The following is a 25,331-nucleotide window of genomic DNA, read 5'->3' on the forward strand; positions in this document are numbered from 1 at the left end:
GAGCCGGAGCCGGAGTCGGAGCCGTCTAGAAGGGCATGCGGCCCCGGGCGCGGCGGCCCGCGGAGCCGCTGCGGCCAACTGCCTTGGAGCTGCTGCGGAACGGCTTGCTGAGGATCCGGCCCAGGATGCCGGGGGCCTTGTTGCCCGCGCGTGATCCGACGCCCAGGGTGCGCTGGGTGCCCCGTTCGGGGTGGCGGGACAGGCGCGGGACGAAGAAGGCCAGCACGGCCAGAACGACGCAGATCCCGACGATGGCGAAAATCATGGCGTAGCACTCCTCTGTGAGGCGTTGGTGCCGAGTACCCACCCCGCCCGACCGCATGCCGCCCGTATCCCGCCCGCCCGTATCGGCCCGCGTCCGCCCGTATTCCGCGGCAGTGCACGAGAATTGTCTTTCCGCGTCACTCTGCGACATGGAACGATCGAACGATGACTGATTTCATGACATCCGCACACATCGCGCGCCGCACCTCCGCCGCAGTCGACGCCGCCGTCGGAGCGGGGCGGGATCTCGGACTCACCGTGACCGATGCCGCGGTCCTCCACGACCTGTTCTCCGTCGTCGTCCACCTCGCGCCGTCCCCGGTGGTGGTCCGGGTCCCCACCGTCCTGCCGCCCTCCGCGGACCTCGACTCCCAGGCGCGCCGCCAGCAGACGGAACTGGACGTCACGCGGTGGCTCGCGGACCAGGGAACCCCCGTGATCCCGCCGAGCCCCCTGGTGCCGCGGGAGCCCGTTCGGCGCGACGGGTTCTCGATGACGTTATGGCAGTTCGTCGAGGAGGACCGGGCCAAGGCGCCCGACTACGCGGCGAACTCCGAAAGCGTCGCCGACCTGCACGCCGCGATGCGCGCCTACCCGGGCCGACTGTCGTTTCTGTCCGCGGCCGAACCGCAGTTCATCGTGGAAAGCCTCGCTCTGCTCGAAAAGCACCCCGATCTGATCGGTCCGGCCGATCTGGACCGCGCACGCCGCGAGTGGCAGGTGCTGGAACCCCTCACGCGCTCCCGCGCGGCCTTCGAGAAGGCGTTTCCGGGGGTCGAACTCCAGCCCATCCACGGCGACTCGCCGCCCGCGAACATCTTCTCCGGGGTGGACGGGGACCTCTACGCCGACTTCGAGCTCGTCACGTCAGGCCCCGTCGAGTGGGACCTCGCCGCCCTCGGGCCCGACCTCGAATCCGCCTACAACCGCGGCGCGCGGCGCAACGGCATGAGGACGCTGAACCCGGACGTCCTGGGCTTCGTGAACGCCGTGGGCATGCTGCGGGCCGTCGCGTGCCTCGCGCTCGCGCCGCAACTGCCCGCGCTGGTCGAGTACGTGACACCGGCCGTCGACCAATGGCGGACGATGCCGTTCGCCGGGGGCCACGCAGGCTGATCGTGGACGGCTCATCCGGGCTCCGACGCGTGCTCCCGCACGGGCTCCGGTACGGACAAGGGCCGCTGGAGGAGCGCCGTGTCGACCCAGCGGCCGTGCTTGTGGCCGACGGCGGTCAGCCGCCCGGCGTCGGTGAAGCCGAAGCGCCGGTGCAGCGCCGTCGAGGCGTCACTGCCGGTGCCATCACCGCCGGTGTCCGCGATGACCGCGATCATCGTCCGCTTCCCGGCCCGTCCGGCCTCGGTGATCAGGCGGTCCAGCAGGGCGCTGCCCAACCCCCGGCCGGTGGCGTCGGGGGCGAGGTAGATCGTGTCCTCCACCGTGTACCGGTAGGCGGGCTTGGGGCGCCATGGAGCGGCGTACGCGAACCCGACGACCTCGCCGGACCGTTCGGCGACCAGGAAGGGCAGGCCCCGGACGGTGAGATCGTCGAGCAGCTGCTCCCAGTCGGCGGCGGAGCGGGGCGTCTCGTCGAAGGTGATCACGCTGTGGCGGACGTAGTGCGTGTAGATGTCGGCCACGGCTTTCAGGTCGGCGTGGCCTGCCGGTCGGATGGCCGTTCCGGGGAGGGACATACACGGCTCATTTCACTATAGAAAAATTGATCGCTACGATAGTGTAATGGACCTCGTGGCAATGGGCAGGTGTATCCAGGGGCTTCGGCACGACCGGGGCCTGACCCTTCAGCAACTGGCCGACGCGGCCGAGGTGAGCGTGAGCATGCTGTCCTCGGTCGAGCGCGGCCAGAAGGCGCCCACCGTCGTCGTCCTCGCCCGCATCGCCGACGGACTCGGTGTCCCCCTCGCCGAACTGGTCGCCCGGCCGGAGGACCACCGGCTCATCGTGCGCCGGGCCGCCGACCAGGACGCCGTCGAAGAGCCCGGAGGGTGGCGGCGGACCGTCCTCACCCCGGTGGTGCCCGGCGTGAACTTCGAATGGATCCGCACCACCCTGCCGCCCGGCTGCGACGCGGGCCGGTTCCCCGCGTACGCCCCCGGCTCCCATGAGTTCATCGCCGTGGAATCGGGAACCCTGCGGCTGACCGTGGCGGACAGCGCGGTGGACCTCGGCGCGGGGGACTCCGCGTACTTCGCCGCCGACGTCACGCACGCCTACGCCAACCCCTCGGACGCGCCGTGCACGTACCACGTCGCCGCGCTGATCATGCGCCCCCGGACGCGGCGCGGACCAGCCCGTCCAGCCACGCCTGGTGGCCGTTGAGCATCGGGTCCGGGGCCTGCCCGGCCAGCTCCGCGGCGGGCTGACCGATCTGCGTCTCCTGGGTCAGGACGCGCACCCGGCCGCCGGGGAGGTCCTCCACCAGCCAGACGTGCAGCACGTCGAGCCGCTCTTCGGGCTTGCCCTCCTGCCGCGCGGTCCACGACAGGCGGCCCGGGACACCGTCACCGGGCGCCTGGAACTCGACGACGCGGGCGGCCAGGGGCGGGAAGCCGAAGGTGCCGAAGCTGAAGACGAGACCGTCCGCCAGCACGGGGCCGCCGCCCTGGGGGAAGGAGATGTCGGCGACGTTGTCGTAGTACGACTCCCAGGCGGAGGTGTCGGTCAGGTAGCGCCAGATCCGGGCCGCGGTGATGCCCCGGACGATGACCTCGTTGGAGGCGAAGTTGTCGCCGGTGCCGGGGAGGTACTTCCTGGCCGTCTACCGGTCGGGATCCTTGACGGCTGCGGCCCCGCGGCTCGGGCTGTCCCAGCCGACCGTGACCGCCCAGCTCCGCGCCCTGGAGCAGCACACCGGGAGGGAGCTGTTCACCCGGCTGCCGCGCGGGGTGGAGCCCACGCCGTACGCCCGCGAACTGGCCGGGCAGGTCGCCGGACCGCTCGACGCGCTGGCATCGCTGGAGGACGGCGGCGCGACGACCGCGCCCGTGCACCTGGCCGGACCGTCGGAGCTGCTGTGCGTCCGGGTGCTGCCCGCGCTGGTCCCGCTCGTCGCCGACGGCGTCCAGCTGCGCGTCACGCAGGGCCTGCCCGAACCGCTGCTGGAGGAGATGCGCTCCGGCCGCCACGACCTGGTGATCACCACTCGGCGCCCGCGCGGCAAGGCGCTGGAGTCGGTGCCGCTCGCCGACGAGGAGTACCTGTTGGTGGCGAGCCCCGCATGGGCCGACCGCGTCGCCGGGCATCCGGCGAGCGGCGACCTGTGCGCCGCGCTGCGCGACGTCCCGATGGTGACGTACGCCGAGGACCTGCCGATCGTCCGCCGCTACTGGCGTACCGCCTTCGGCAAGCAGCTCACCGCCCGCGCCGCCGTCACCGTGCCGAACCTGTACGCGGTCCTGTCGGCGGTCAACGCGCGTTCGTGCCCGCCCACGGCACCGGCATGCACCGCGAACTGCGACTGCTCACCGAGGCCGGTCTCGGCGCCGAAGAGGCGCTCGCCACCGCGACCAGCGCCCCGGCCCACCACTTCGGCCTGACCGACCGCGGCACCGTCGCGCCCCCATCAAGTGGGCCGTTACCTTCCCCCTGGACGCAGTGAGGTACGAGACCCGCGAAGGGAGTCAGGTATGGAGACCGAGGGGGCGCGGACCGACCGTTTGGGCTTACTTCTCGATCAGTTCGACCACGCCAGGGAGATGGCCCAGGTGCGGCTGGCGGGGCTCGGCGACGAGGAGTACCTGTGGGAGCCGGTGCCCGGTTGCTGGTCGATCCGGCGCCGGGGCGAGGCGGCGACGCCCAGGGCGTTCGGGCCGGGCGAGTGGGTGCTCGACTTGGGCGCCCCGGACATCCCGCCGAACGAATACGCCGAGGTCGCCCGGCAGGCCGCGAGCGGCATGACCGTCGACAAGATCGCCGAAGACTGGAGCGTGAGCGTCGAGCGGGTCGAGCAGGTCCTCGCCCACACGGGTGCGCCGGAGCCCGACGAGACGCCGGTCACGACCATCGCGTGGCGACTGGCGCACCTGCACTACTGCTTCGCGGGCCGATGGGAGTGGTCCTTCGGCGAACGGCGGCAGGAGCCGAAGCTGCTGGTGGACTTCACTCCTTCCGCCGCCTTGGCACTCGAACGGTTCTGGGCGCTGATCGACCGCTGGCGCGACAGCGTCGCCGCTGTCACGGAGGAGCAGCTCGACACGGTCGGCTTCTCGCGGTATCCCTACGGCTCCGACCCCGACGACCCGTTCATCGCCGTGCTGTCGGGGAACAACCTCGAATTCATCCACCACATGGCCGAGATCGCATTGCTGCGCGACCTGTGGCGGACCCGCTTCACCACTCCCGGTTAGGCCCGGGCATGCCGCCGCGAGACGTACGGGCAGCCGAGGGGGCGGAGGGGGCGCTCCAACTGGCGAGCAGGGCGAGGGCCTCGGCGGATGGCGGGCGGTCGACCGCGTCGACGCCGGGCTCCCGGGTGTAGCGTTCCGGAAGACGTACGGACGCTCACGGACGGAACGGTCTGCGTCCGCACGAGCACGGGGATGGTGGGGCTGACCGATGAAGAAGGCATGGACGGCTCGCACGGCGGCCCCGGTGGTCGCCTCACCGCTCTTGGTCGACGACGCCTTGATCGTGGCCGATGCAGGCGGCAGCGTGTACTCCTTCGACGCGCGAACCGGTGACGAGCGCTGGCGAAGGGCCGATCCCGTCGAAGACTGGAGGGAGCACGGCGAGGCGTTCTCCCTCACCCCGGCGATCTGGAACAGCTGGGTCTTCGTGGAGGTGGTGGGCGGTCTCCATGTGCACGATGTGCGGTCGGGCGATCTCGTCGGGACGCTCGACGACAACGGCTGCCCGACCATTGTCGGAGACCTTCTCCTGGTGCATGCGCTCAACACGGGGATCAGGGCGTTCCGCCTGCCCGACGTGATCCCGGTCTGGTCGAAGGACTGGAGCGGGTGGATGCGCGTGAGCCCGGGGGTCTCCGAGGAGGGCACGGCCTACGCGGCCCTGGGGTTCGAGGAGCAGCGCACACACGGCGGGCTGCTCGCCTTCGACCCGGCGACCGGCGACGAAGTGTTCCGGCGGGGCGACGCCTACGAGGACTGCCCGCTCCGCCGGACCGAGGAGGCCGAGGACTGGATGACCTTCGCCCCGGTCCGCGCGGTCGTCGGCGGGGGTCTGGTGTGGTTGCCGCGCGACCGGGGCCACATGGACGAGGGCCACGATCCGGGGCCCTGGAACGCCTTGGAGATCGTCGGCCTGGATCCCCGTACGGGCGAGGACCGCTGGTGCCACCGGCTCGACCCCGCGCTGGAGTCCTATGCGGCCGGCGCTGTCGCGGTGGCGGACGGCACCGTCTATTTCGGTGCGGAGCCGGGTGGCGAGCCGGGCTCTCCCGTCGACGTGGACGCGGGCCCGGTTCTGCATGCGATCGACATCGCCTCGGGCGCGACGCGCTGGACGCGGGATCTCGAAGGGCTCGCGGCATCGCCTGTGCTGGACGGCCAAGTCATCTACACGGCCACGGGCTCGGGCGAGATCAGCGAGCTCGACGCCGCCACCGGAGACATCCTGTGGAGTGTCGAGGCGGGTGCTGGGATCTCTCATCCGGACGCGTTCGTCGAGGAGCCGTTCGCCAGCTATGACGAGGGTGGCGCGGCCGTTGTGAAGGGCGACGGGATGCTCTACGTCCGCACCGATGCCGGGGTGGTGGCGCTGCGATGACAGAGGGGTCCCGGGTCATGCGCGTGGACGTCCACACCCCGCTTCTGTGACTGAGCGCTCTGGTCGGCCCGACTGGTCAACCAGAGCGCCCCAAGGGAGCGCTGGCCGGCGCGGTCGCCGGAGGCGGGGTACCAGCCCGGCGTCCGGTCAGCGGGCGGCGAGGAACTCGAGGGTGTCGATCACGCGGTTCGAGAAGCCCCACTCGTTGTCGTACCACGCGACCACCTTGACGTGGCGGCCGTCGACGCGGGTGAGGGCCGAGTCGAAGATCGACGAGGCGGGATTGCCCGTGATGTCGGACGACACGAGCGGGTCGTCCGAGTACTCGAGGATGCCGGCGAGCGGCCCCTCCGCTGCGGCGCGGTAGGCCGCCAGCACGTCGTCGCGTGTCACGTCGCGGGCGACGGTCGTGTTGAGTTCGACGATCGAGCCCACCGGCACCGGTACGCGGATCGAGTCGCCCGACAGCTTGCCGTCGAGGTTCGGCAGCACCAGGCCGATCGCCTTGGCGGCGCCGGTCGTGGTCGGCACGATGTTGACGCCGGCGGCCCGGGCGCGACGGGCGTCGCGGTGCGGACCGTCCTGGAGGTTCTGCTCCTGCGTGTAGGCGTGCACCGTCGTCATGAACCCGTGTTCGATACCGGCGAGTTCGTCGAGGACCGCGGCCAGCGGCGCGAGCGCGTTGGTGGTGCAGGAGGCGTTCGAGACGATCGTGTGCACGGCCGGGTCGTAGGCATCGGTGTTGACCCCGAACGCGAGCGTGACGTCGGCGCCGTCCGACGGCGCGCCGACGAGTACCTTCTTCGCGCCCGCGTCGAGGTGGGCGCGGGCGGCCTTGGCCGAGGTGAAGCGGCCGGTGGCTTCCAGGACGATGTCGACGCCGAGTTCGGCCCACGGCAGCTGCGCCGGTTCGCGCTCGGCCAGCACCGTGATCCGACGGCCGTCGACGACGAGAGCGTCCCCGTCGACGGTCACCGGGCGTCCGAGCCGGCCGGCCGTGCTGTCGTAGGCGAGCAGCCGGGCGAGAGTGGCGGGCTCCGTCAGGTCGTTGACGGCGACGATCTCGAGGGCGCTGTCGCGCTCCAGCAGTGCGCGCAGCACATTGCGTCCGATGCGGCCGAATCCGTTGATGGCGATGCGAGTCATGAGTGATGTCCCTTCCCTTCGCCACCAGGCTCGCCCGCGGCTCGCGCCGCTGACAGTGGCGGGATCGCCAGGGTTCGAAAGGATCCCGCCTCGCGGCGCCGGGCGGGTTACTCGCCCCGGGTGAAGGTGCGCCGGTACTCGCCCGGTGTGGTGCCGAGGATGCGCTGGAAGTGCAGGCGCAAGTTCGCGCCGGTGCCCAGCCCGACGTCGGCGGCGATCTGTTCGACGCCGCGCTGCGAGCGCTCGAGGAGTTCGCGGGCCAGGTCGATGCGGGCGCGCATCACCCACTGCATCGGCGTGTAGCCGGTCTCCTCGACGAAGCGCCGGGAGAACGTGCGCGGCGAGACCCCGGCCTGCCGCGCCAGTATGTCGAGGGTGAGGGGCTCGCCGAGCCGGTGCAGCGCCCACTCGCGGGTGGCGGCGAACCGCTCGCCGAGCGGCTCGGGGACGCTGCGCGGCACGTACTGGGCCTGGCCGCCGCTGCGGTAGGGGGCGGCAACCAGACGCCGGGCCGCGTGGTTGGACGTGGCCACTCCGAGGTCGCCGCGCAGGATGTGCAGGCACAGGTCGATGCCGGAGGCGGCGCCGGCCGAGGTGAGCACGCTGCCCTCGTCGACGAACAGCACGTTCTCGTCCACCTGGACGAGCGGATGCCTGGCCATGAGTGCCCGCGTGTAGTGCCAGTGCGTCGTGGCGCGCCTGCCGTCGAGCAGGCCCGTGGCGGCGAGCGCGAAGGCGCCCGTCGAGATGGCGGCGAGCCGCGCGCCCCGGTCGTGGGCGGCGATCAGTGCGGCGACGACGGCCTGCGGCGGATCGTCGCGGTCCGGGAACCGGTAGCCGGGGACGAAGACGATGTCGGCCCACGCAAGCGCGTCGAGGCCGTGGGCGACGTAGTACGCGAGGCCATCGCCGCCGGTCACGAGACCGGGTGTCGCCCCGCACACCCGCACCTCGTACGGCATGCTCGCGCGGGTCGTGAACACCTGCGCGGGAATGCCGACATCGAGCGGCTTCGCACCCTCGAGCACCAGGACGGCGACGCGATGCAGGCGGGAGGCTGGCACAGGAAGAGGTTACGTGGGCCGTCACGCGTGCCTGGACGTGTCCACACGCCTGTGGGGACACGTCCACACGCAGAACACCCCCCTTCCCGGCGTTTCCGCCGGGAAGGGGGGTGATTCGAGCGGTAGCGGTGGGATTTGAACCCACGGAGGAGTTGCCCCCTCACGCGCTTTCGAGGCGCGCTCCTTCGGCCGCTCGGACACGCTACCGAGGCAGAGCCTAGCGGACGAAGGGCCGAGATCCGAAATCGGTTCCGGGTGGGGGTCGGTCAGGGGGTGCGGAAGAAGGCGGTGAGGGGGGCCGCGCACTCGTCGGGGAGGACGTCGTGGATGACCTCGGGGCGGTGGTTGAGGCGGCGGTCGCGGACGATGTCCCAGAGGGAGCCGACGGCGCCCGCCTTCTCGTCGATCGCGCCGTAGACCACCCGGTCGAGCCGGGACAGCACGATGGCGCCCGCGCACATGGCGCACGGCTCCAGGGTCACCACCAGGGTGCACCCGGTGAGCCGCCAGCCGCCGAGGCGGCGGGCCGCGGCGCGGAGGGCGAGGACCTCGGCGTGGGCCGTGGGGTCGCCGTGGGCCTCGCGCTCGTTGCGGCCGCGGCCGAGCACCGTGCCGTCCGGGCCCAGCACGACGGCGCCGACCGGGACGTCTCCCGTCTCGGGTGCCCGTACGGCCTCCTCCAGCGCGAGGCGCATCGGGGCGCGCCAGGGGTCACGCAGGGGGTCGGGGTCGGGTCCGGGCAGGATGCCGGTCAGCGGATCGGTCATGTCACCAGTGTGGCGGCGGTCAGCGCACCGCCTCCAGGCCCTCCATGCTGCACCCCAGCATGTCCGCGATCGATTCGAGCGCGTCCCCGTCGAGGGCCTTCAGTTCCTTCTCCTCCATGCCCAGGTCGGTCAGGATGTCACCGTCCCCGAGGGGGCCCACCGGGACGGGTGCGTCGGGGTCGGAGTCGTCGTCCTGGTCGGGCTCGCCGTCCTCGGTGCCGTCCAGGTCGACGAGGCTGTCCAGGTCGTCGTCGGGGTCCCGGCCGAGCAGCTCGTCGGTGAGCATCGAGCCGTACGAGGTGCGGGCGGCCGCGGCCGCGTCCGACACGTAGATGTGCGGGTCCTCCTCGCCGTCCACGCGGACGACGCCGAACCACGCGTCTTCGTGCTCGATGAAGGCCAGAACCGTGTCGTCGTCCTTGGCGGCCCCACGAGCCAGATCGATCAAATCGGTCAGAGTCTCCACGTCATCGAGCTCTGTGTCGCTCGCTTCCCACCCTTCTGCGGTGCGCGCGAGCAATGCGGCGAAGTACACCGTGACTCTCCCACTGGTCATAGGCGTGCCGGGGCGGGCGGGACAGTGTCCCGCCCCAATCGGAATCGTGGCAGAAACCATCGCTTCGCGAGAGGTCTTCCGCGCTGCGTCGTGCACCAGTCCAAAGAGATGTGGCTCACGTGAAACGAAACGGACCGACCTGATCGCTTCACCGACGGTGCGCCGGGTTCGGGTTCACCAGCGGAACGTACGCAGCAGTATCGCCTCGCGCATGCGGGCGGCGCGGGTCAGCCGCGGCCGTACGCGGTCGCGCACCTGCCGGGCCTCGTTCAGCGCGCGCAGGAAGCGTTCGCGACGGCGGCGGCGGTCCGCGGCACTCTCGCGTGCGGACACGGCGCCCATCGTCCTGCCGGTGGGCATGTCGGTGTCGGCCATGGCCTCACCCCTCGGGCCGAGGTCTCCGCCCGGACGTGGGGGCCCGGGCGCTCCTGCCCACTTTCCCCCGAAACGGCGGTTTGATGCCAGTACAACGACAGACTGTCGTCGCGTGCCGGGGTTACCGGCGGGAGCCGCGGTCGGAGGGCTCCGTTAGTGTCGTTGCCATGCGGATCCACGTCGTCGACCACCCGCTGGTGGCGCACAAACTCACCACGCTGCGCGACAAGCGCACCGACTCCCCCACCTTCCGGCGGCTCGCCGACGAGCTGGTGACCCTGCTCGCGTACGAGGCCACCCGCGATGTGCGGACCGAGCAGGTCGACATCGAGACCCCGGTGACGGCGACGACCGGGGTGCGGCTGTCGCATCCGCGCCCCATGGTGGTGCCGATTCTGCGGGCGGGCCTCGGGATGCTCGACGGCATGGTGCGGCTGCTGCCGACGGCCGAGGTGGGCTTCCTCGGGATGATCCGCGACGAGGAGACGCTCCAGGCGTCCACGTACGCCACCCGGATGCCCGACGACCTCTCCGGCCGTCAGGTGTACGTGCTGGACCCGATGCTGGCGACCGGCGGGACGCTCGTCGCGGCGATACGGGAGCTCATAGCGCGGGGCGCGGACGACGTCACCGCGCTGTGTCTGCTGGCGGCGCCCGAGGGCGTCGAGGTGATGGAGCGCGAGCTGGCGGGCACGCCCGTGACGGTGGTCACCGCGTCCATCGACGAGCGGCTCAACGAGCACGGGTACATCGTGCCGGGGCTCGGCGACGCGGGCGACCGGATGTACGGGACCGCGGGCTAGGCGGGGCTGGACCCGCCGGCCCGGTCAGCGGGGCGGCGCGGGCCGGGCCCGCCCGGTCCGGTCAGCAGGGCGAGCCCGAGGGGCGGGGCGAGGGCTTGGCCAGCGCGGTGAGCGCCTTGTCGGCGTCCTTCGCCTTGACCAGGTCCTTGAAGGCCGAGCCGATGATCAGGTCGACGTCCTTGCCCCGGCGGGTGTCGTTCTTGGTCTGTGCCCCGGAGAGCTGGGTGGACAGCACCCGGAAGGTCCCGTCGGCGGAGGCCGGTGCGCCCAGGAGTATCCCCGGGGCCTTGACCTTCTGGTCGTACGCCTTCGGGGCGTTCCCCACGTCCCCGATCTTGAAGCCGCGCTTCTCCAGCTCCTTGGCGGTGTCCTTCGCGAGCCCGGAGCGCTTGGTCGCGTTGTAGACGTTGACGGTGATGTCGGACGGCTTCGGCAGCTTCTTCGCCGCCGTACGGGACTGCGAACCGGGGCTCCGGTCGCGGCCCTTGCCGGGCTCGCGCTTGCAGTCCGCGCTGCCGCGCGCCGCCCGCACCGTATTGCTGCCCTTGCCGCCGCCACCGGAGAAGACGTCGATGAGCTGAAGCGTTCCCCAGCCGACCAGGCCGAGTGCCACGACCGAGCCGAGGGCCGCGAACACCAGGCGCCTGCGGCTCCGGGGCCGGCGCATGCGCGGGTAGCGGTCGCCCGTGATGCGGTACTTTCCGCCCATGCCAGGAGGGGTCAGCATGCTCATGTGCGCAGCGTAGTGCGGCCTGGTGACGATGCCTACTAAATGATCAATGGTTGGTGTGCAGTCCAACCCGAAAGGGCCAATGCGAAGGCCCGGTCACCCCTCGCCGAGCGGCGTCAGTCGAGTTCCAGGACGCGCGCGTGCAGCACCTGGCGCTGCTGGAGCGCCGCGCGCACGGCGCGGTGCAGCCCGTCCTCCAGATAGAGGTCGCCGTCCCACTTCACGACGTGGGCGAAGAGGTCCCCGTAGAACGTCGAGTCCTCCGCGAGCAGCGTCTCCAGATCGAGCTGCTGCTTCGTCGTGACCAGCTGGTCAAGACGTACCGGGCGTGGGGCGACATCCGCCCACTGGCGGGTGCTTTCCCGGCCGTGGTCGGGATAGGGTCGACCGTTTCCGATGCGCTTGAAGATCACACGGAAAGCCTACCGGGCAAGCGGCTTCCGGCGCAGCCAAGGCGCGGGAGTGCCAGGCCGGGGGCGCGGGGCGGGCCTCCGCGACGCGCTGGCAAAAAGGTGGATTTTTCTCGAAAAGGGACTAGTCGCCCAAGGGGGTCGGGAGTAACCTGAATATCAGCCTGCGGGGCGAGCGAGGGAGCTCGACCGGAGAGGCGCTCAGGACAGAGGACTTTGGTTCTCCGGAACGTCTCGTTGATGGCCGGGCTGAGAGGCCGGAAGGTCGGGGAGACCGGAAGGCGACCTCCACAACCTGATCCGGACAATGCCGGCGAAGGGAGCCCACCTCGCAGGTTTTGTGCTGCCCGGCTGCCTTCCCGCGGCCCGGTTGCGGCCGGTCCCCATGCGTTCAAGCATGGCCGCATGCGCTGTCTGGTCACCGGGGCCACCGGCTACATCGGCGGCAGGCTCGTCCCCGAGCTGCTGACCGCGGGGCACGCGGTGCGCTGTGTGGTCCGTTCCCCCGGCAAGCTGCGCGATCACCCCTGGGCGGGGCGGGTCGAGATCGTACGCGGCGACGTGACCGACGAGGAGTCCGTCCGGGCGGCCATGGAGGGCGTGGACGTCGCGTACTACCTGGTGCACGCGCTGGGCGGCGGGCCCGGCTTCGAGGAGACCGACCGGCGCGCGGCGCGCCTCTTCGGCGAGCGGGCGCGGGCCGCCGGGGTCCGGCGGATCGTCTACCTCGGCGGGCTGACCCCGGCCGGGGTCCCGGACCACGATCTCTCTCCTCATCTGCGGTCCCGCGCCGAAGTGGGGCGGGTGCTCCTGGATTCCGGGGTGCCGACCGCGGTGCTCCGTGCTGGTGTGATCATCGGGTCGGGCTCGGCGTCGTTCGAAATGCTGCGCTATCTGACCGAACGGCTACCGGTCATGGTCACGCCGCGCTGGGTGCGCACCCGCACCCAGCCGATCGCCGTCCGCGATGTGCTCCGGCTGCTGGTGGGCTGCGCCGAGCTGCCGCACGAGGTGAACCGGGCCTTCGACATCGGCGGCCCCGACATCCTCACCTACCGCGACATGATGCTGCGGTACGCGGCCGTCGCCGGGCTGCCCCGGCGCGCCATCCTGCCGGTGCCGGTGCTCACCCCGGGGCTCTCCAGCCTCTGGGTCGGCCTGATCACCCCCGTGCCGGGCACCCTCGCGCGGCCCCTGGTGGAGTCGCTGCGGCATGAGGTGGTGTGCGCCGAGCGGGACATCAGGCGTTACGTCCCCGAGCCGCCGGGCGGCCCCCTCGGCGTGAACCGGGCCCTGGAGCTGGCCCTGCGGCGGATCCGCGAGGCGGACGTGGCCACCCGCTGGTCCTCCGCCGCCACCCCCGGCGCCCCCAGCGACCCGCTGCCCACCGACCCCGACTGGGCGGGCGGCAGCCTCTACACCGACCACCGCCGCCGCGCCGTGAACGCCTCCCCGCAGGAGGTGTGGCGGGTGGTGGAGAGCATCGGCGGCGAGAACGGCTGGTACGCGCTCCCCCTCGCCTGGGCGCTGCGCGGCTGGATCGACACCCTGATGGGCGGCGTCGGGCTGCGGCGCGGCCGCCGCGACGCGGCCCGGCTGCGGGTCGGGGACAGCCTCGACTTCTGGCGGGTCGAGGAGGTCCTGCCGCCCCGTCTGCTGCGGCTGCGGGCCGAGATGCGGCTGCCGGGGCTGGCGTGGCTGGAGATGCGGGTGGACCGGGACGCGGAGGGCCGGACCGTCTTCCGACAGCGCGCCGTCTTCCACCCGCACGGGCTGGCCGGGCACCTCTACTGGTGGGGCGTCTCGCCGTTCCACGCGCTGGTGTTCGGCGGGATGGCCCGGAAGATCGCCGCCAAGGCCGAGACACCCCCTAGCGCAGGCCGTCCAGGGTGATGGGGAGGTGGCGGGGGCCGCGGAGGACTGCGTTGCGGCGGTAGGGCGGGGGGTCTTCGCGCAGGCGGGGGTTCTCCAGGCGCTGGGCCAGCGCGGTCAGGGCCAGCTGGGCTTCCAGGCGGGCCAGCGGGGCGCCGAAGCAGCTGTGGATGCCGCTGCCGAAGCCGAGGTGCTGGTTGTCGCGGCGCTGGGGGTCGAAGCGGTCGGGGTCGAGGAAGCGTTGGGGGTCGCGGTTGCCGGAGGCCAGGACGAGCCAGACGGAGGCGCCCTTGGGGATGGTCACTCCGGCGATGTCGATGTCCGACAGCGGGGTGCGCTGGGGCAGCAGCTGGACGGGCGGGTCGTAGCGCAGCAGCTCCTCGACCAGGGGGACGGCCAGATGCGGCTTGGCGCGCAGCCGGGCCAGGACGTCGGGGTTGCGGAGCAGCGCGAGCATGCCGTTGGTGATCAGGTTGACGGTGGTCTCGTGGCCCGCGACCAGCAGCAGCGCGGCGGTGCTCAGCAGCTCCGTGTGGCTCATCCGGCCTTCCGGGCCGTGCCCGGCGACCAGGGCGGAGAGCATGTCGTCGCCGGGGGAGCGGCGGCGTTCCTCGATCAGTTCGGAGAGGTAGCGGCCGAGTTCGGTGCGCGCCTGCTGGGTGACGCGGCGCCGTTCGGCGGCGTCCTGCTCGGGGTCCGGGTCGAGACTGGCGGCGAGGGTGTCGGCCCAGGTGTGGAAGCGGGGTTCGTCCTCGCGCGGTACGCCCAGCAGGCGGCAGATGACGGTGACCGGGAAGGGGTACGAGAAGTCGTCGACGAGGTCGATGCGGTCCCGGTCCCGGAAGCCGTCGATCAGCTCGTTGACGATGCGGGAGAGCTCGCCGCGCATGGCGTGGATCCGCCGGGGGGTGTGCGGCGGGCCGAAGGGGGTCATGGCCAGGCGGCGCAGCCGGTCGTGTTCGGGCGGGTCGAGCTTCAGGAAGGCGGGCGGCAGCCCGGGGTCGTCCTCCTCGGCCTCGGTCTCGGCGTCGGCCGGTTCCCCGGCGGCCCGGGGGTCGAGGTTGCGCGCGTCGGAGCTGATGCGCGGGTCGTGCAGGAGGGCGTGGATCTCCCAGTAGGTGCTGACGATGTACGGGCCGTCCTCCTCGTGCACCACGGGCGTTTTGCGCAGTTCCGCGTAGATCGGGTACGGGTCGGCGCGGTTGGCGTAGTCGGTGATCTTCCGCAGGAGGGGGCCGTGGGCCATGGCGGGGTCCTTCCGGGGATCAGGGACGAGGGGCAGGGGATCGGGGCCGGGGCAGGAGTGGTCAGATGCGCGCGGGGGTGAAGGCGATCCGCCGGTCGGAGGGCGAGTAGCCGCTGAGGGTGACGGTCGGGCCGTGGGTGGGCAGCGTGGGGTCCGGGAAGTCGGCGGGGACCGGCCGCAGCCCCTCGGCGCGGCGGTCGACGGTGGCGAACGGCGGCGGGAAGGGCGCGGCGGTCTCGATCAGCCGCTGGTAGAACGCCAGCCACTTGCTCTGGTCGAAGGTGACGGCGGCGATGACGCGCCCCTGGTATCCGTAGACCGCGGTGAAGCGGCGCTCGGCGAGCGACCCCTGCGCGATCAGGACCTCCTCGCCCAGCGACGGCACCCCGACCGACTTGATGTTCACCCCGAACTGGGACGACCAGAAGGCCGGGACCCACAGGTGCGGCCGCCGGTCGGCGCTCGCGCTGATCATGTTGTGGGCGGCGATCTCGGCCTGGGCGACCGCGTTGCCCCAGTGCTCCAGGGACAGGAACTGGTAGCCGAAGAGCGGATGCGGGGAGCGGGCCACGTCCCCGGCCACGAAGACGTCGTCGGTGACGATGCCGCGTACGTCGAAGGCGCGGCAGCCCGCGTCGCAGGCGATGCCGCGGGGCCCGGCGCCGAGCCCGGAACCGGCCAGCCATTCGGTGTTGCGGGTGATGCCGAGGGAAACCACCGCGACATCGGCGTCGAGGGCGGTGCCGTCGGACAGATGGGCCCGCCGCAGCCGCCCGGCGGCGTCGCCCTCCAGCCCGGTGACCATGACGCCGCAGCGCAGGTCCACGCCGTGGGCGCGCTGGAGGTCGGCGGCGACCTCACCGAGCACCCCGCCGAGGGCGCCGACCAGGGGGGTGGGGCCGCGTTCGGCGACGGTGACGGGCAGCCCCCGCTCCCGGCAGGCGGAGGCGATCTCCGAGCCGGTGAAGCCCGCGCCGATGACCAGCACCCGGCGCGGTGCGGACGACAGGCGGCGGTGCAGCGCGGCCGCGTCCTCGCGGGTACGGAGCACGAAGACGCCGTCCAGCTCGGCCTCCAGGGGGTGCGGCCAGGGCCGGGCGCGCACCCCGGTGGTGATCAGGAGCCGGTCGTAGCCGACCTCGTCGCCTTCGGCCAGCCGCACCCGACGGGCCGTCATGTCCAGCCCGGTGGCGGCGACGCCGAGCCGCCACCGCGCGTACACCTCGCGGCGCCGGGGCAGCGCGGTGTGATCGGCGGGGGACCGGCCCAGCAGCACCTGCTTGGACAGCGGTGGCCGGTCGTACGGCTCGTGGGGCTCGTCGCCGATGATCGTGAGCGACCCGGAGAACCCCTCCTCGCGCAGCGTCTCGGCGGCCCGCAGTCCGGCCAGCGAGGCGCCGACGATCACGATGCGCCCCTCGCGCCGCAGCGTGTGCGGCGCACCGTCAGCGGACACCGGACAGGTCCTCGTCGCCGACCGGGCCGTCGAACAGGTCATCCTCCAGGTCATCCTCCAGGCCCTCGACCAGGATGGCCTGGACCGGGCAGGCCGCCGCCGCGCGCGCCACGTTCTCCCGCTGGGTGTCGTCCGGGTGCGGGGTGTAGAGCAGCGCCTCCTCGCCGTGGAGGGTGAAGACGTCGGGGGCGAGGAACGCGCACTGCGCGTAGCCCTGGCAGCGGTTGAGATCGACGACAAGCCTCATCGGGGCCCTGCCCTTCGCGCGCCTCGGGTCGCCGGGTCACCCCCTCCTGGGCCCAGCATGGGCGAGGCGGCCGGGGCTCGCGCGCACAGCCGGGCCAATGGGGCGACGGGGGCGAGCCGGGCTCCGGTTCACGGCGGCGCGTCGCGGCGCGGTGGCGGGTGCGGGGGCGCAGTGTGCCAGTGGGGGCGGGGGCGTGAACCGTCGTTGCGCAAGAGCTGAGTCATTCCGCCCGTGGCCCCGTGGCCGCTACTACCGTGCGTGGAATGTTCCACTCCGCAGCCCTCTCCTCAACCCCACAAAGAGGCGGGATCGCCGCTGTCGGTTCCACGGGGTGGCGTATGTGATGAACCTCTCGTCCTTACGTCGCGCGCAACGCGCCCCCGCCCCCGAGCCCGTCCCCCCACCCGACTCCTCGTCCTCCGCAGCAGCCCCCAAGCAGCGTGACGCGTTCTTCGACAACGCCAAGTACCTGGCCATCGTGCTGGTCGCGATGGGGCATTCCTGGGAACCGCTGCGGGACGGCAGCAGAGCGGCGTCCGCCCTCTACCTGTTCGTCTACGCCTTCCACATGCCGGCGTTCATCCTCATCTCCGGCTACTTCTCGCGGAACTTCGACTTCCGGCCGGATCGGCTGAAGCGCCTGCTCACCGGCGTCGCCGTTCCGTACGTGATCTTCGAGTCCGTGTACAGCCTCCTCAAGGGCTGGGCGGGCGACGACCCCTCGTACCCGATCAGCCTGCTCGACCCCTGGTACCTGACCTGGTTCCTGATCGCTCTCTTCGTGTGGCGGGTCACCACCCCGGTGTGGCGGATCGCGCGCCATCCGGTGCCGCTCGCGCTCGCGATCGCCGCGCTCGCCTCGTGCTCGCCGGACATCGGCGACGATCTCGACCTCCAGCGCGTGCTCCAGTTCCTGCCCTTCTTCGTGGCGGGACTGCACATGCGGCCGGAGCACTTCCGGATGGTGCGGCGGCGGGAGGTGCGGATGGCGGCCCTGCCCGTGGCGGCCGCCGCGCTGGTCTTCGCGTACTGGGCGGCACCGCGCATGAACGCCGGGTGGTTCTACCACCGGGACAGCGCCCAGGAAATGGGGGCGCCGTGGTGGAGCGGCATCGTGATGACGTTCGCCCTCTTCGGCTGCTCCATGGTGCTCACCGCGTGCTTCTTCGCCTGGGTGCCCGGGCGGACGATGTGGTTCACCGCGCTCGGCGCCGGGACGCTGTACGGGTACCTGCTGCACGGCCTGCTCATAAAGGGCTCCCACTTCGCGGGCTGGTACGAACCGTCCTGGCTGCACACCCCGGCGGGCGCGATCGTGGTCACGGTCATCGCCGCGGTGGTGGTGACCGCGCTGTGCTCCCCACTCGTGCAGCGGATGTTGCGGTTCGCGATGGAGCCGCGGATGGAGTGGGCCTTCCGGTCGGCGGCGGGGTCCCCGGCTGCCGGGGCCGGGGCCGGGGCTGCCCCGGACGCCGCCGGGTCGGGGTCCGCCGTGGCCGGATCCGGGTCCGGGACCGTCGTGGCGCGGTCCACCGCGACGCCACGGGCGGTCGTCCCGGCCCAGGCCACGAGACCGCCGGGCTAGCGCGCCCGACCTGCCGTTTCCGGTCCCGCCGCGTCCGTACCGCCGTGGCGGGGCCGGAAACGATCGCACATTCATGTGACCAGTGGGTCTGTCGGATAGGCCGTCAGGGCCCTGGGTAGGGCCGAGCCGACCAGCTCGCGGGGGCCTGCTTCCGGCCGCGCGGGCAACCGTCGTACGGAGAGGTGCCGGCCCGCCAGTGACACAGCCCTTTCAACTCCCCGACTTCTACATGCCGTATCCGGCGCGGCTGAATCCCCACGTCCGGGAGGCGCGGGAGCACTCCACCCGCTGGGCCCGCGAGCGGGGAATGCTCGAAGGCTCCGGGGTCTGGGAGCAGGAGGATCTCGACGCCCACGACTACGCCCTGCTGTGCGCCTCCACCCACCCCGACTGCTCCGCCGCGGAACTGGCCCTGATCACGGACTGGTACGTGTGGGTGTTCTTCTTCGACGACCACTTCCTGGAGCGGTTCAAGCGCTCGCAGGACCGCGCGGGCGGCAAGGCGTACCTGGACCGGCTGCCGCTGTTCATGCCGATGGATCCGGCGGCGGCCGGGATGCCGGAGCCGGAGAACCCGGTCGAGGCGGGGCTGAAGGACCTGTGGCTGCGGACGGTGCCCGCGATGTCGCCGGACTGGCGGGCCCGGTTCCGGGAGTCCACGGAGAACCTGCTCAACGAGTCGCTCTGGGAGCTGTCCAACATCAACGCGGGCCGGACACCCAATCCGGTGGAGTACATCGAGATGCGCCGCAAGGTGGGCGGCGCCCCGTGGTCGGCGGGGCTCGTGGAGCACGCGGTGGGGGCCGAGGTGCCCGCGGTGATCGCGGAGTCGCGGCCGCTGCGCGTGCTGCGGGACGCGTTCGCGGACGCGGTGCACCTGCGCAACGACCTGTTCTCGTACCAGCGGGAGATCGAGGAGGAGGGCGAGCGGAGCAATGGGGTGCTGGTCCTGGAGACGTTCCTCGGCTGCACCACCCAGCAGGCGGCGGACGCCGTGAACGACCTGCTCACCTCGCGGCTCCAGCAGTTCGAGAACACCACGTTCACCGAGCTGGCCCCGCTCTTCGCCGAGCACGGCCTGGACGCGGCGGCCTGCGCGGACGTCATGGCGTACGTCAAGGGGCTCCAGGACTGGCAGTCGGGTGGCCATGAGTGGCACATGCGGTCCAGCCGCTACATGAACGGCGGAGGGGGCGCCGCGGCCGAGCCCGCCTGGTCGCCGTTCTCGGTGAGCGGCCTGGGCGTCGGTGGCCTCGGCGTCGGTGGCGCGGGCGGTAGCGGCCTGGGCGTATCGGCCGCCGACATACGGCTCACCACCGGCCGGGCGGAGCGGGCCCGGGCGCGCGGTTTCAGCCATGTGCCGCATCAGCGGGTCGGGCCGTCCCGGCTGCCGGACTTCTTCATGCCGTTCGCCGCCCGGCTCAGCCCGCATCTGGACCGGGCGCGCCGCAATCTGGTCGAGTGGACGCACCGGATGGGCATCCTCGGGCCCCAGCCCGGCGTCCCCGACTCGGACGTCTGGAACGAGCGCCGACTGCGCGCCGCCGACCTTCCGCTGTGCGCGGCGGGCATCCACCCCGAGGCGTCCCCCGACGAGCTGGATCTGACGTCGGGCTGGCTCGCCTGGGGGACCTACGCGGACGACTACTACCCCCAGGTCTTCGGCCGGAGGCGGGACCTCACCGGCGCCAAGGCGTGCAACGAGCGGCTCAAGAGGTTCATGCCGGTCGACGCGGGCCCCACCCCCGTCCCGGCGGGCGGGCTGGAGCGTTCCCTCGCCGACCTGTGGTCGCGTACCGCGGGGCCGATGGAGGAGGGCGCGCGCCGCGCGTTCCGCCGGGCCGTCGACGACATGCTCGACAGCTGGCTGTGGGAGCTGGCCAACCAGGCGCAGCACCGGATCCCCGACCCGGTCGACTACATCGAGATGCGCCGCCACACCTTCGGCTCCGGCCTCACCATGAGCCTGTGCCGACTCGCCTGCGGCAGGCGCCTCCCGCCCGAGATCTACGACAGCGGGCCGGTCCGTTCGCTGGAGAGCGCCGCCATGGACTACGCCACCCTCCTCAACGACGTCTTCTCGTACCAGAAGGAGATCGAGTTCGAGGGCGAGTTCCACAACGGCGTCCTGGTCGTGCAGAACTTCTTCGACTGCGACTACCCGACCGGAGTGGCCATCGTGCAGGACCTGATGACCTCGCGGATGCGGCAGTTCCAGCACGTCGCGGCCCATGAGTTCCCGGTCCTGTACGAGGACTTCGGGCTGTCGGCGGAGGGCCGGGCGGCCCTGGAGGGGTACGTGCGCGACCTCCAGAACTGGATGACCGGGATCCTGGCCTGGCACCGGGGGGTCGCCCGGTACCGGGAGGAGGAGCTGCGGTACCAGGCCCGGGCGCCGCGGCAGCTGCTGGGACCGACGGGTCTGGGGACGTCGGCCGCGCGGCTTCCGGTGGGCGCGGGCCGGTAGCGACCTTTTGGAGCCCCGCCTTGTCCCCGCGGACAAGGCGGGGCCGCCGCATGTTGGCCGCCGGTGACGATGCCGGAGGCGGGGCGGGTCTGTTGAATGCCGCGCAGTCCCCTCGCGCCCTGGAGGTACCGTGTCGCGGCGCAAACTGCTCGTCCTTCTCCCCGTGGTCCCGGCGCTGGCCCTGCTCGCGTCGGTGTGGCTGCCGTTCGTCAACGCCGAGCGGCTGTGGTTCGGCATGCCCTCGCTGTACGTCTGGGTCGGCGGCTGGGTGCTCACGCTCACCCCGGCGCTGGCCGCCGTCGAGTGGGGGCTGTTCCGGCACGGTGAGCGCGTGGCGGCGGGCGCGGCGGCGAGTGCGGCGGCGGGTGAGGGCCAGTGAGCGTCGTCCTCGCCGTATCGCTGCTGGGCATGTGCGCCCTCGCCCTCTGCGGCTTCCTCGGCCGGACCGGGCGCTCCACCGACCTCGCCGAATGGGCCGTCGGACGGCGCAACTTCGGCACCGCCGCCATGTGGTTCCTCCAGGCGGGCGAGGTGTTCACCACCTTCAGCTTCCTCGGGGTCGCGGGTGTCGCGTTCACCGGCGGCAACGCCGCCACGTACGCCGTCGTCTACCTGGCGCTCGCCTTCCTGCTCCTCTACTTCGTGCAGCCGAGGCTGTGGCGGCTGGGCAAGGAACGCGGTTACCTCACCCAGGCCGACTACTTCAGCGACCGCTACCGCAGCCCGCTGTTCGGCAAGGTCGTCGCGGTCATCGGGCTGATCTTCCTACTCCCCTACATCCAGCTCCAGCTCACCGGGCTGGGCATGGTCGTCGGGCTGGTGACCGGCAGTACGGCGTCGGGGCGGCTGAGCATGGTGCTGGCCTCGGTGCTGACGGCCGCCTTCGTGCTGTGGTCCGGCATCCGCGGGCTGAAGAACAGCGCCTACTTCAAGGACATCCTGACGATCGGCGTCATGGCCGTGCTCGCCGTCGTCGTCCCGCTGCACTACGTCGGCGGCGGCGTGGGCGAGGTGTTCCGGCGGGTCCACGAGGTGCAGCCGCAGATGCTGACCGTGCACGGCGGGGCGCAGGACCAGGTGTGGTGGACGACGAGTGTGCTGGTCTCGGCGATCGCGGGCGGGATGATGGCGACGCCGCACCACTGGCCGCCGTTGATGGCCGCGGGCGGGCCGCGGGCGATCCGTACGAACAACATCTTCATGCCGGTGTACCAGGTCGCGTTGATGATCCCGATCATGGTCGGGCTCACGGGGGTGGTCGCGCGGGTCGACGGCGACGGCGACGGGGTGCTGCTCACCCTCGCCCAGGGCGCCCTGCCGGAGTGGGCCACCGGGCTCGTCGTGGTCGCCGCGGCGGCCTCGGCGATGGTCCCGGCCGGGGCGATGTGCATCGGCATCTCCACCCTGGTCGCCCAGAACCTGCTGCCCCCGGGCCGGGAGTCGGCCCGCATGCGGGTCAACCACAGCGTCGTCGTCCTGGCCATCGGCCTGGCCCTCACCCTCGGCATCCTGCGCCCCGGCCTCCTGGCCGACCTGCAACTGCTCACGGTGAGCGGCTTCATCCAGCTCGTCCCCGGCCTGCTCGCCGTCCTCGGCGCCCGCCGCCTGCTCACGGCGCGGGCCGCCCTGGCGGGGCTGGCGGCGGGCGAGGCCGTGGTGACGTGGCTGACGCTGGCCGAGGTGGATGTGCGGCACGTGAACGCCGGGCTGGTGGGGCTGGGGGTGAACGTGGCGGTGGCGCTGCTGGTGCAGCTGCTGTTCCCCCGCCCCGCCCCTGCCCCTCACCGGGCCTCCGCCGCCCCGGACCCCGGCCCGCGCGCAGCCACGGCCACGGCCGCGCGGCAGCCCGACGAATCCCCCCGCCCTTAACGGCCCCGCGGTGGTCTCGATGACGCCCGCCCGCCACCGGGAGCGCCGCCCGCGGCCGTTGTTCCCCACCCCGCCCCTTCCCGAACCGGTGGCTCCGCCCCCTGGCCCCCGCGGCCGCGCCTCGGCCGCTGCCCCAAGCGTGCTGCGGTCGGGACCGGTGGCCCCGGCGCCGTCCGGCGGGGGCTGTTGCCGCCGCGGCCGTGCCCTGCGAGCGGCCGTTGTCCCCCGACCCGCCCCTTCCCGAACCGGGGACTCCGCCCCCGGGCCCCGCCGTGGCCGCGCCTTTGCGGCCGTTTGCCGTGCGTGGGGTGGCGCCGGGCTCGACGTCTGGCGTCGCGGCCGTTGTTCCCCACCCCGCCCCTTCCCGAACCGGGGGCTCCGCCCCCGGCCTCCGCGGTGGCCGCGCCTCTGGGGCCGTTTTCCGTGTGCGGGGTGGCGCCGGAGCTGGCGTCTGGCGTCGCGGCCGTTGCGCCCCGGCCCGCCCACGTCCCGGAGCAGAGGGTCTGCCCTTGGGCCCCGCCGTGGCCGTACCTCGGCCGCTGCCTCAAGATGCTGTGGTCGTGGCGGGCCGTTGCGGCGCGCGCTCTCCGCGCCGCCGCACGGCGGCCGGAGGGGCCGTCGCGCCGTGCTGCCGGGCCTCGTCCGGGGTCCAGGGGCGGAGCCCCTGGTTCGGGAAGGGGCGGGGTGGGGACAATCCGACGAGCTACGAGAGCGAGCAACCGTGACGGACCACGACGACGAGCTGTGCTACAAGACCGCGCGCGAGCTGAGCGCCCTGTTGCGGGGGCGTGAGGTGTCGGCGCGGGAGGTACTCCAAGCGCATCTCGAGCGGATCGAGCGGGTCAACCCCGACGTCAACGCCATTGTCACCCTCGTCGCGGACCGCGCGCTCGACGCCGCCGCCGCGGCCGACGAGCGGATCGTGGCGGCGGGGGCGGACGGGGTGGGGGTGCTGCACGGGCTGCCCATCGCGCACAAGGACACCCACAACACCGCGGGCATCCGCACCAGTCACGGTTCGCCGCTGGTCGACGGCATACCCGACCAGGACGACCTGATCATCGAGCGCATCCGGGACGCCGGGGCGATCACCCTGGGCAAGACGAACGTGCCCGAGTTCGCCGCCGGTTCGCACACCTTCAACCCGATCTTCGGCGCCACCCACAACCCGTACGCACCCGACCGCAGCGCGGGCGGCAGCAGTGGCGGCGCGGCCGCCGCGCTCGCCAGCGGCATGATTCCGATCGCGGACGGCAGCGACACCGGCGGGTCGCTGCGCAACCCGGCCTCGTTCAACAACGTGGTGGGGCTGCGCCCGTCGCCCGGGCGCGTCCCGACCTGGCCCGCGTCGAACGCGTGGACCACGCTCTCGGTCAAGGGCCCGATGGCCCGTACGGTCGCGGACACCGCCCTGCTGCTGTCCGCGATGGCGGGCCCCACCCCGCGGTCGCCGATCGCGCTGGAGGAGCCGGGCGCCCGGTTCGCCCGGCCGCTGGACCGGGATCTGACCGGGCTGCGGGTGGCCTGGTCGCCGGACCTGGGCGGGCTGGTGCCGGTGGAGCCGGAGGTGGCGGCGGTCGTGGAGGCGTCGGCGGGGGTCTTCGAGGACCTCGGGTGCGTGGTGGAGCGGGCGTGCCCGGACCTGTCGGAGGGCGAGGAGGTGTTCCGTACGCAGCGGGCCGCGCTGTTCGAGGTCGCGTTCGGCCCGCTGATGGACCGCCACCCGGAGGGCCTGAAGCGGACGATCCGGGAGAACGCGGAGGCGGGGCGCCGCCTCACCGGGCCCGAGGTGGCCCGGGCGGAGGTGCTGCACACCGCGCTCTTCCACCGCGTCCGCGCCTTCTTCGAGCGCTACGACGTGCTGCTGCTCCCGGTCAGCCAGGTGCCCCCGTTCGACATCGGCATCGAGTACCCGACCGAGGTGGCGGGGGTGGCGATGGGGGACTACCTGGAGTGGATGCGTTCGGCGTACCTGGTCACGTCGACGGGCAGCCCCGCCCTGTCCGTCCCGGCCGGGTTCACCCCCGCCGGGCTGCCGGTGGGTCTCCAGATCGTCGGACCGCACCGGGCGGACTTCGCCGTCCTCCAGATCGGCCACGCCTTCGAGCAGGCCACCGGGTACGGGCGGCGCCGCCCGGAGGCGATCGGGGCGATCGGGGAGCGGGGCGCGTAACGGCACATCCCTGGACGATCCCCGCGTCAGCGCATCGATACGGCCCGGTCCGGGTAGTGGCCCCCGGAACCGTCGGCGCGCTCATGAGCGGAGGAGCCATGTACGACGACTCCCCGGACGGCCTCCTCGCCCTGGCCAACAGCATCGCCGGGCTCGTCGGCGCGCCGGTCACCATCGAGGACGACGCCTCCGAGTTGATCACCTACTCGCCCGGCCAGGAGTACTCGGACGACGCCCGCGTCGCGACGATCCTCAGCCGACGGGTGCCCGACCGGTACCGGCCGCTGCTGCGCAACGACCGGCTGGATGTGCGGCTGGCGGGTTCGTCCGTCCCGCTCTACGCGGACTTCCGGGCGTCCGGGGCGCCCGATGTGCTGCCGCGGGCGATCATGCCGATCCGGGTGGACGACCTGTCCGTGGGTTCCATCTGGGCGATCGTGCCGACCGCGCCCTCCCGGGAGCAGCGGGCGGCGCTGGAGGAGGCGGCCGCCCTGGCCGCCCCGGTGCTGGCCCGGCAGATCGCGCGGCGGCGCGGGGAGGAGGTGCGGCGGGCCGCGGC

25 protein-coding genes, 1 tRNA gene and 1 pseudogene are annotated in these 25,331 nt (G+C 72.6%); 13 read left to right on the plus strand and 14 right to left on the minus strand.

Going from position 1 to position 25,331, the window contains the following annotated elements; all coding sequences use genetic code 11:
- Window positions 1-25: 25 nt before the first annotated feature.
- Window positions 26-265, minus strand: a complete 240-nt coding sequence (locus EEJ42_RS29265; protein ID WP_123104630.1) for a DUF6411 family protein — start codon at window positions 263-265, stop codon at window positions 26-28.
- A 164-nt stretch (window positions 266-429) separates the two neighbouring features.
- Between EEJ42_RS29265 and EEJ42_RS29270 the strand changes: the two genes are divergently transcribed.
- Window positions 430-1,380, plus strand: a complete 951-nt coding sequence (locus EEJ42_RS29270; RefSeq protein ID WP_123104632.1) for a phosphotransferase — start codon at window positions 430-432, stop codon at window positions 1,378-1,380.
- 11 nt (window positions 1,381-1,391) lie between these two features.
- Here EEJ42_RS29270 and EEJ42_RS29275 read toward each other — a convergent pair whose 3' ends face one another.
- Window positions 1,392-1,955: a GNAT family N-acetyltransferase gene (locus EEJ42_RS29275; protein WP_123104634.1), complete on the minus strand. Its 564-nt coding sequence runs from the start codon at window positions 1,953-1,955 to the stop codon at window positions 1,392-1,394.
- Between the two features lie 46 nt (window positions 1,956-2,001).
- Here EEJ42_RS29275 and EEJ42_RS29280 point away from each other — a divergent pair, with 46 nt between their 5' ends.
- Complete coding sequence (locus EEJ42_RS29280; protein ID WP_184503328.1) at window positions 2,002-2,601, plus strand: helix-turn-helix domain-containing protein; 600 nt, start codon at window positions 2,002-2,004, stop codon at window positions 2,599-2,601.
- Here the strand turns inward: EEJ42_RS29280 and EEJ42_RS29285 are convergent.
- Entirely contained in the window at window positions 2,543-2,872 is a 330-nt protein-coding gene (locus tag EEJ42_RS29285; protein ID WP_221179441.1) for an SRPBCC family protein, read from the minus strand. The two genes, EEJ42_RS29280 and EEJ42_RS29285, sit on opposite strands and share 59 nt — an antisense overlap.
- Window positions 2,873-2,984: 112 nt before the next feature.
- On the opposite strand from EEJ42_RS29285, the gene EEJ42_RS29290 reads away from it, so the two are divergent.
- The 3 genes from EEJ42_RS29290 to EEJ42_RS29300 all read left to right on the plus strand — a co-directional run bounded on the left by EEJ42_RS29290 (window position 2,985) and on the right by EEJ42_RS29300 (window position 6,006).
- Complete coding sequence (locus EEJ42_RS29290) at window positions 2,985-3,818, plus strand: LysR family transcriptional regulator (RefSeq protein WP_246097466.1); 834 nt, start codon at window positions 2,985-2,987, stop codon at window positions 3,816-3,818.
- A gap of 90 nt (window positions 3,819-3,908) precedes the next feature.
- On the plus strand, window positions 3,909-4,628 hold the full coding sequence (locus tag EEJ42_RS29295) for a DinB family protein (RefSeq protein WP_123104640.1): 720 nt from the start codon (window positions 3,909-3,911) through the stop codon (window positions 4,626-4,628).
- A 208-nt stretch (window positions 4,629-4,836) separates the two neighbouring features.
- Window positions 4,837-6,006, plus strand: coding sequence for an outer membrane protein assembly factor BamB family protein (locus tag EEJ42_RS29300; RefSeq protein WP_123104642.1), 1,170 nt, complete (start codon window positions 4,837-4,839; stop codon window positions 6,004-6,006).
- Between the two features lie 147 nt (window positions 6,007-6,153).
- On the opposite strand, the gene gap is transcribed toward EEJ42_RS29300, so the two are convergent.
- The 6 genes from gap to EEJ42_RS29330 all read right to left on the minus strand — a co-directional run bounded on the left by gap (window position 6,154) and on the right by EEJ42_RS29330 (window position 9,914).
- The gene (gene gap / locus EEJ42_RS29305) at window positions 6,154-7,152 is read right to left on the minus strand and encodes a type I glyceraldehyde-3-phosphate dehydrogenase (RefSeq protein WP_123104644.1); all 999 of its coding nucleotides are present in this window, start codon (window positions 7,150-7,152) and stop codon (window positions 6,154-6,156) included.
- Between the two features lie 107 nt (window positions 7,153-7,259).
- On the minus strand, window positions 7,260-8,216 hold the full coding sequence (locus EEJ42_RS29310) for a GlxA family transcriptional regulator (RefSeq protein ID WP_123104646.1): 957 nt from the start codon (window positions 8,214-8,216) through the stop codon (window positions 7,260-7,262).
- A 120-nt stretch (window positions 8,217-8,336) separates the two neighbouring features.
- A tRNA-Ser gene (locus EEJ42_RS29315) sits at window positions 8,337-8,423 on the minus strand.
- A 59-nt stretch (window positions 8,424-8,482) separates the two neighbouring features.
- A complete protein-coding gene (tadA, locus tag EEJ42_RS29320) occupies window positions 8,483-8,983 on the minus strand; it encodes a tRNA adenosine(34) deaminase TadA (RefSeq protein ID WP_009716653.1) in 501 nt (166 codons plus the stop codon).
- Window positions 8,984-9,002: 19 nt separating this feature from the next.
- Window positions 9,003-9,539 (minus strand): tRNA adenosine deaminase-associated protein, encoded by a 537-nt coding sequence (locus EEJ42_RS29325; protein ID WP_123104648.1) that lies wholly within the window; start codon window positions 9,537-9,539, stop codon window positions 9,003-9,005.
- Window positions 9,540-9,713: 174 nt separating this feature from the next.
- On the minus strand, window positions 9,714-9,914 hold the full coding sequence (locus EEJ42_RS29330) for a hypothetical protein (RefSeq protein WP_123104650.1): 201 nt from the start codon (window positions 9,912-9,914) through the stop codon (window positions 9,714-9,716).
- Between the two features lie 167 nt (window positions 9,915-10,081).
- On the opposite strand from EEJ42_RS29330, the gene upp reads away from it, so the two are divergent.
- Window positions 10,082-10,717, plus strand: a complete 636-nt coding sequence (gene upp / locus EEJ42_RS29335; protein ID WP_123104652.1) for a uracil phosphoribosyltransferase — start codon at window positions 10,082-10,084, stop codon at window positions 10,715-10,717.
- 61 nt (window positions 10,718-10,778) lie between these two features.
- Here upp and EEJ42_RS29340 read toward each other — a convergent pair whose 3' ends face one another.
- Together EEJ42_RS29340 and EEJ42_RS29345 are read right to left on the minus strand one after the other, a co-directional pair.
- Complete coding sequence (locus tag EEJ42_RS29340) at window positions 10,779-11,450, minus strand: LytR C-terminal domain-containing protein (RefSeq protein WP_123104654.1); 672 nt, start codon at window positions 11,448-11,450, stop codon at window positions 10,779-10,781.
- 113 nt (window positions 11,451-11,563) lie between these two features.
- The gene (locus EEJ42_RS29345; protein ID WP_009716657.1) at window positions 11,564-11,860 is read right to left on the minus strand and encodes a type II toxin-antitoxin system VapB family antitoxin; all 297 of its coding nucleotides are present in this window, start codon (window positions 11,858-11,860) and stop codon (window positions 11,564-11,566) included.
- A gap of 402 nt (window positions 11,861-12,262) precedes the next feature.
- Between EEJ42_RS29345 and EEJ42_RS29350 the strand changes: the two genes are divergently transcribed.
- Entirely contained in the window at window positions 12,263-13,750 is a 1,488-nt protein-coding gene (locus EEJ42_RS29350) for an SDR family oxidoreductase (protein ID WP_123104656.1), read from the plus strand.
- Here EEJ42_RS29350 and EEJ42_RS29355 read toward each other — a convergent pair.
- The 3 genes from EEJ42_RS29355 to EEJ42_RS29365 form a co-directional block, all read right to left on the minus strand.
- Complete coding sequence (locus EEJ42_RS29355) at window positions 13,728-14,975, minus strand: cytochrome P450 (RefSeq protein WP_123104658.1); 1,248 nt, start codon at window positions 14,973-14,975, stop codon at window positions 13,728-13,730. The two genes, EEJ42_RS29350 and EEJ42_RS29355, sit on opposite strands and share 23 nt — an antisense overlap.
- A 61-nt stretch (window positions 14,976-15,036) precedes the next feature.
- Window positions 15,037-16,431 (minus strand): NAD(P)/FAD-dependent oxidoreductase, encoded by a 1,395-nt coding sequence (locus EEJ42_RS29360; RefSeq protein WP_425472974.1) that lies wholly within the window; start codon window positions 16,429-16,431, stop codon window positions 15,037-15,039.
- On the minus strand, window positions 16,421-16,678 hold the full coding sequence (locus EEJ42_RS29365) for a ferredoxin (RefSeq protein WP_123104662.1): 258 nt from the start codon (window positions 16,676-16,678) through the stop codon (window positions 16,421-16,423). Before EEJ42_RS29365 ends, EEJ42_RS29360 begins: the two co-directional genes overlap by 11 nt.
- A gap of 343 nt (window positions 16,679-17,021) precedes the next feature.
- Between EEJ42_RS29365 and EEJ42_RS29370 the strand changes: the two genes are divergently transcribed.
- The 6 genes and pseudogenes from EEJ42_RS29370 to EEJ42_RS29395 form a co-directional block, all read left to right on the plus strand.
- Window positions 17,022-18,263 (plus strand): acyltransferase family protein, encoded by a 1,242-nt coding sequence (locus EEJ42_RS29370; RefSeq protein WP_123104664.1) that lies wholly within the window; start codon window positions 17,022-17,024, stop codon window positions 18,261-18,263.
- 196 nt (window positions 18,264-18,459) lie between these two features.
- A complete protein-coding gene (locus EEJ42_RS29375) occupies window positions 18,460-20,730 on the plus strand; it encodes a terpene synthase family protein (RefSeq protein ID WP_184503329.1) in 2,271 nt (756 codons plus the stop codon).
- A gap of 130 nt (window positions 20,731-20,860) precedes the next feature.
- Window positions 20,861-21,109, plus strand: coding sequence for a hypothetical protein (locus tag EEJ42_RS29380; RefSeq protein ID WP_123104666.1), 249 nt, complete (start codon window positions 20,861-20,863; stop codon window positions 21,107-21,109).
- The gene (locus EEJ42_RS29385; protein ID WP_184503330.1) at window positions 21,106-22,599 is read left to right on the plus strand and encodes a sodium:solute symporter family protein; all 1,494 of its coding nucleotides are present in this window, start codon (window positions 21,106-21,108) and stop codon (window positions 22,597-22,599) included. Before EEJ42_RS29380 ends, EEJ42_RS29385 begins: the two co-directional genes overlap by 4 nt.
- Before the next feature lie 721 nt (window positions 22,600-23,320).
- The gene (locus tag EEJ42_RS29390) at window positions 23,321-24,772 is read left to right on the plus strand and encodes an amidase (RefSeq protein ID WP_123104668.1); all 1,452 of its coding nucleotides are present in this window, start codon (window positions 23,321-23,323) and stop codon (window positions 24,770-24,772) included.
- Window positions 24,773-24,870: 98 nt separating this feature from the next.
- A pseudogene (locus EEJ42_RS29395) lies at window positions 24,871-25,331 on the plus strand (PucR family transcriptional regulator); the annotation flags it as partial.

It is taken from the genome of Streptomyces botrytidirepellens, from assembly GCF_003721215.1.
Taxonomy (GTDB): Bacteria; Actinomycetota; Actinomycetes; order Streptomycetales; family Streptomycetaceae; genus Streptomyces; species Streptomyces himastatinicus.

Bases quoted from the DNA above. Each gene is read 5' to 3' on its own strand.
- EEJ42_RS29340 (WP_123104654.1), bottom strand. From the start codon at position 11,450: ATGAGCATGCTGACCCCTCCTGGCATGGGCGGAAAGTACCGCATCACG.
- EEJ42_RS29290 (WP_246097466.1), top strand. From the start codon at position 2,985: ATGACCTCGTTGGAGGCGAAGTTGTCGCCGGTGCCGGGGAGGTACTTC.
- EEJ42_RS29275 (WP_123104634.1), bottom strand. From the start codon at position 1,955: ATGTCCCTCCCCGGAACGGCCATCCGACCGGCAGGCCACGCCGACCTG.
- gap (WP_123104644.1), bottom strand. From the start codon at position 7,152: ATGACTCGCATCGCCATCAACGGATTCGGCCGCATCGGACGCAATGTG.
- EEJ42_RS29300 (WP_123104642.1), top strand. From the start codon at position 4,837: ATGAAGAAGGCATGGACGGCTCGCACGGCGGCCCCGGTGGTCGCCTCA.
- EEJ42_RS29365 (WP_123104662.1), bottom strand. From the start codon at position 16,678: ATGAGGCTTGTCGTCGATCTCAACCGCTGCCAGGGCTACGCGCAGTGC.
- EEJ42_RS29325 (WP_123104648.1), bottom strand. From the start codon at position 9,539: ATGACCAGTGGGAGAGTCACGGTGTACTTCGCCGCATTGCTCGCGCGC.
- EEJ42_RS29355 (WP_123104658.1), bottom strand. From the start codon at position 14,975: ATGGCCCACGGCCCCCTCCTGCGGAAGATCACCGACTACGCCAACCGC.
- tadA (WP_009716653.1), bottom strand. From the start codon at position 8,983: ATGACCGATCCGCTGACCGGCATCCTGCCCGGACCCGACCCCGACCCC.
- EEJ42_RS29370 (WP_123104664.1), top strand. From the start codon at position 17,022: ATGAACCTCTCGTCCTTACGTCGCGCGCAACGCGCCCCCGCCCCCGAG.
- EEJ42_RS29280 (WP_184503328.1), top strand. From the start codon at position 2,002: ATGGACCTCGTGGCAATGGGCAGGTGTATCCAGGGGCTTCGGCACGAC.
- upp (WP_123104652.1), top strand. From the start codon at position 10,082: ATGCGGATCCACGTCGTCGACCACCCGCTGGTGGCGCACAAACTCACC.
- EEJ42_RS29265 (WP_123104630.1), bottom strand. From the start codon at position 265: ATGATTTTCGCCATCGTCGGGATCTGCGTCGTTCTGGCCGTGCTGGCC.
- EEJ42_RS29270 (WP_123104632.1), top strand. From the start codon at position 430: ATGACTGATTTCATGACATCCGCACACATCGCGCGCCGCACCTCCGCC.
- EEJ42_RS29350 (WP_123104656.1), top strand. From the start codon at position 12,263: ATGCGCTGTCTGGTCACCGGGGCCACCGGCTACATCGGCGGCAGGCTC.
- EEJ42_RS29295 (WP_123104640.1), top strand. From the start codon at position 3,909: ATGGAGACCGAGGGGGCGCGGACCGACCGTTTGGGCTTACTTCTCGAT.
- EEJ42_RS29330 (WP_123104650.1), bottom strand. From the start codon at position 9,914: ATGGCCGACACCGACATGCCCACCGGCAGGACGATGGGCGCCGTGTCC.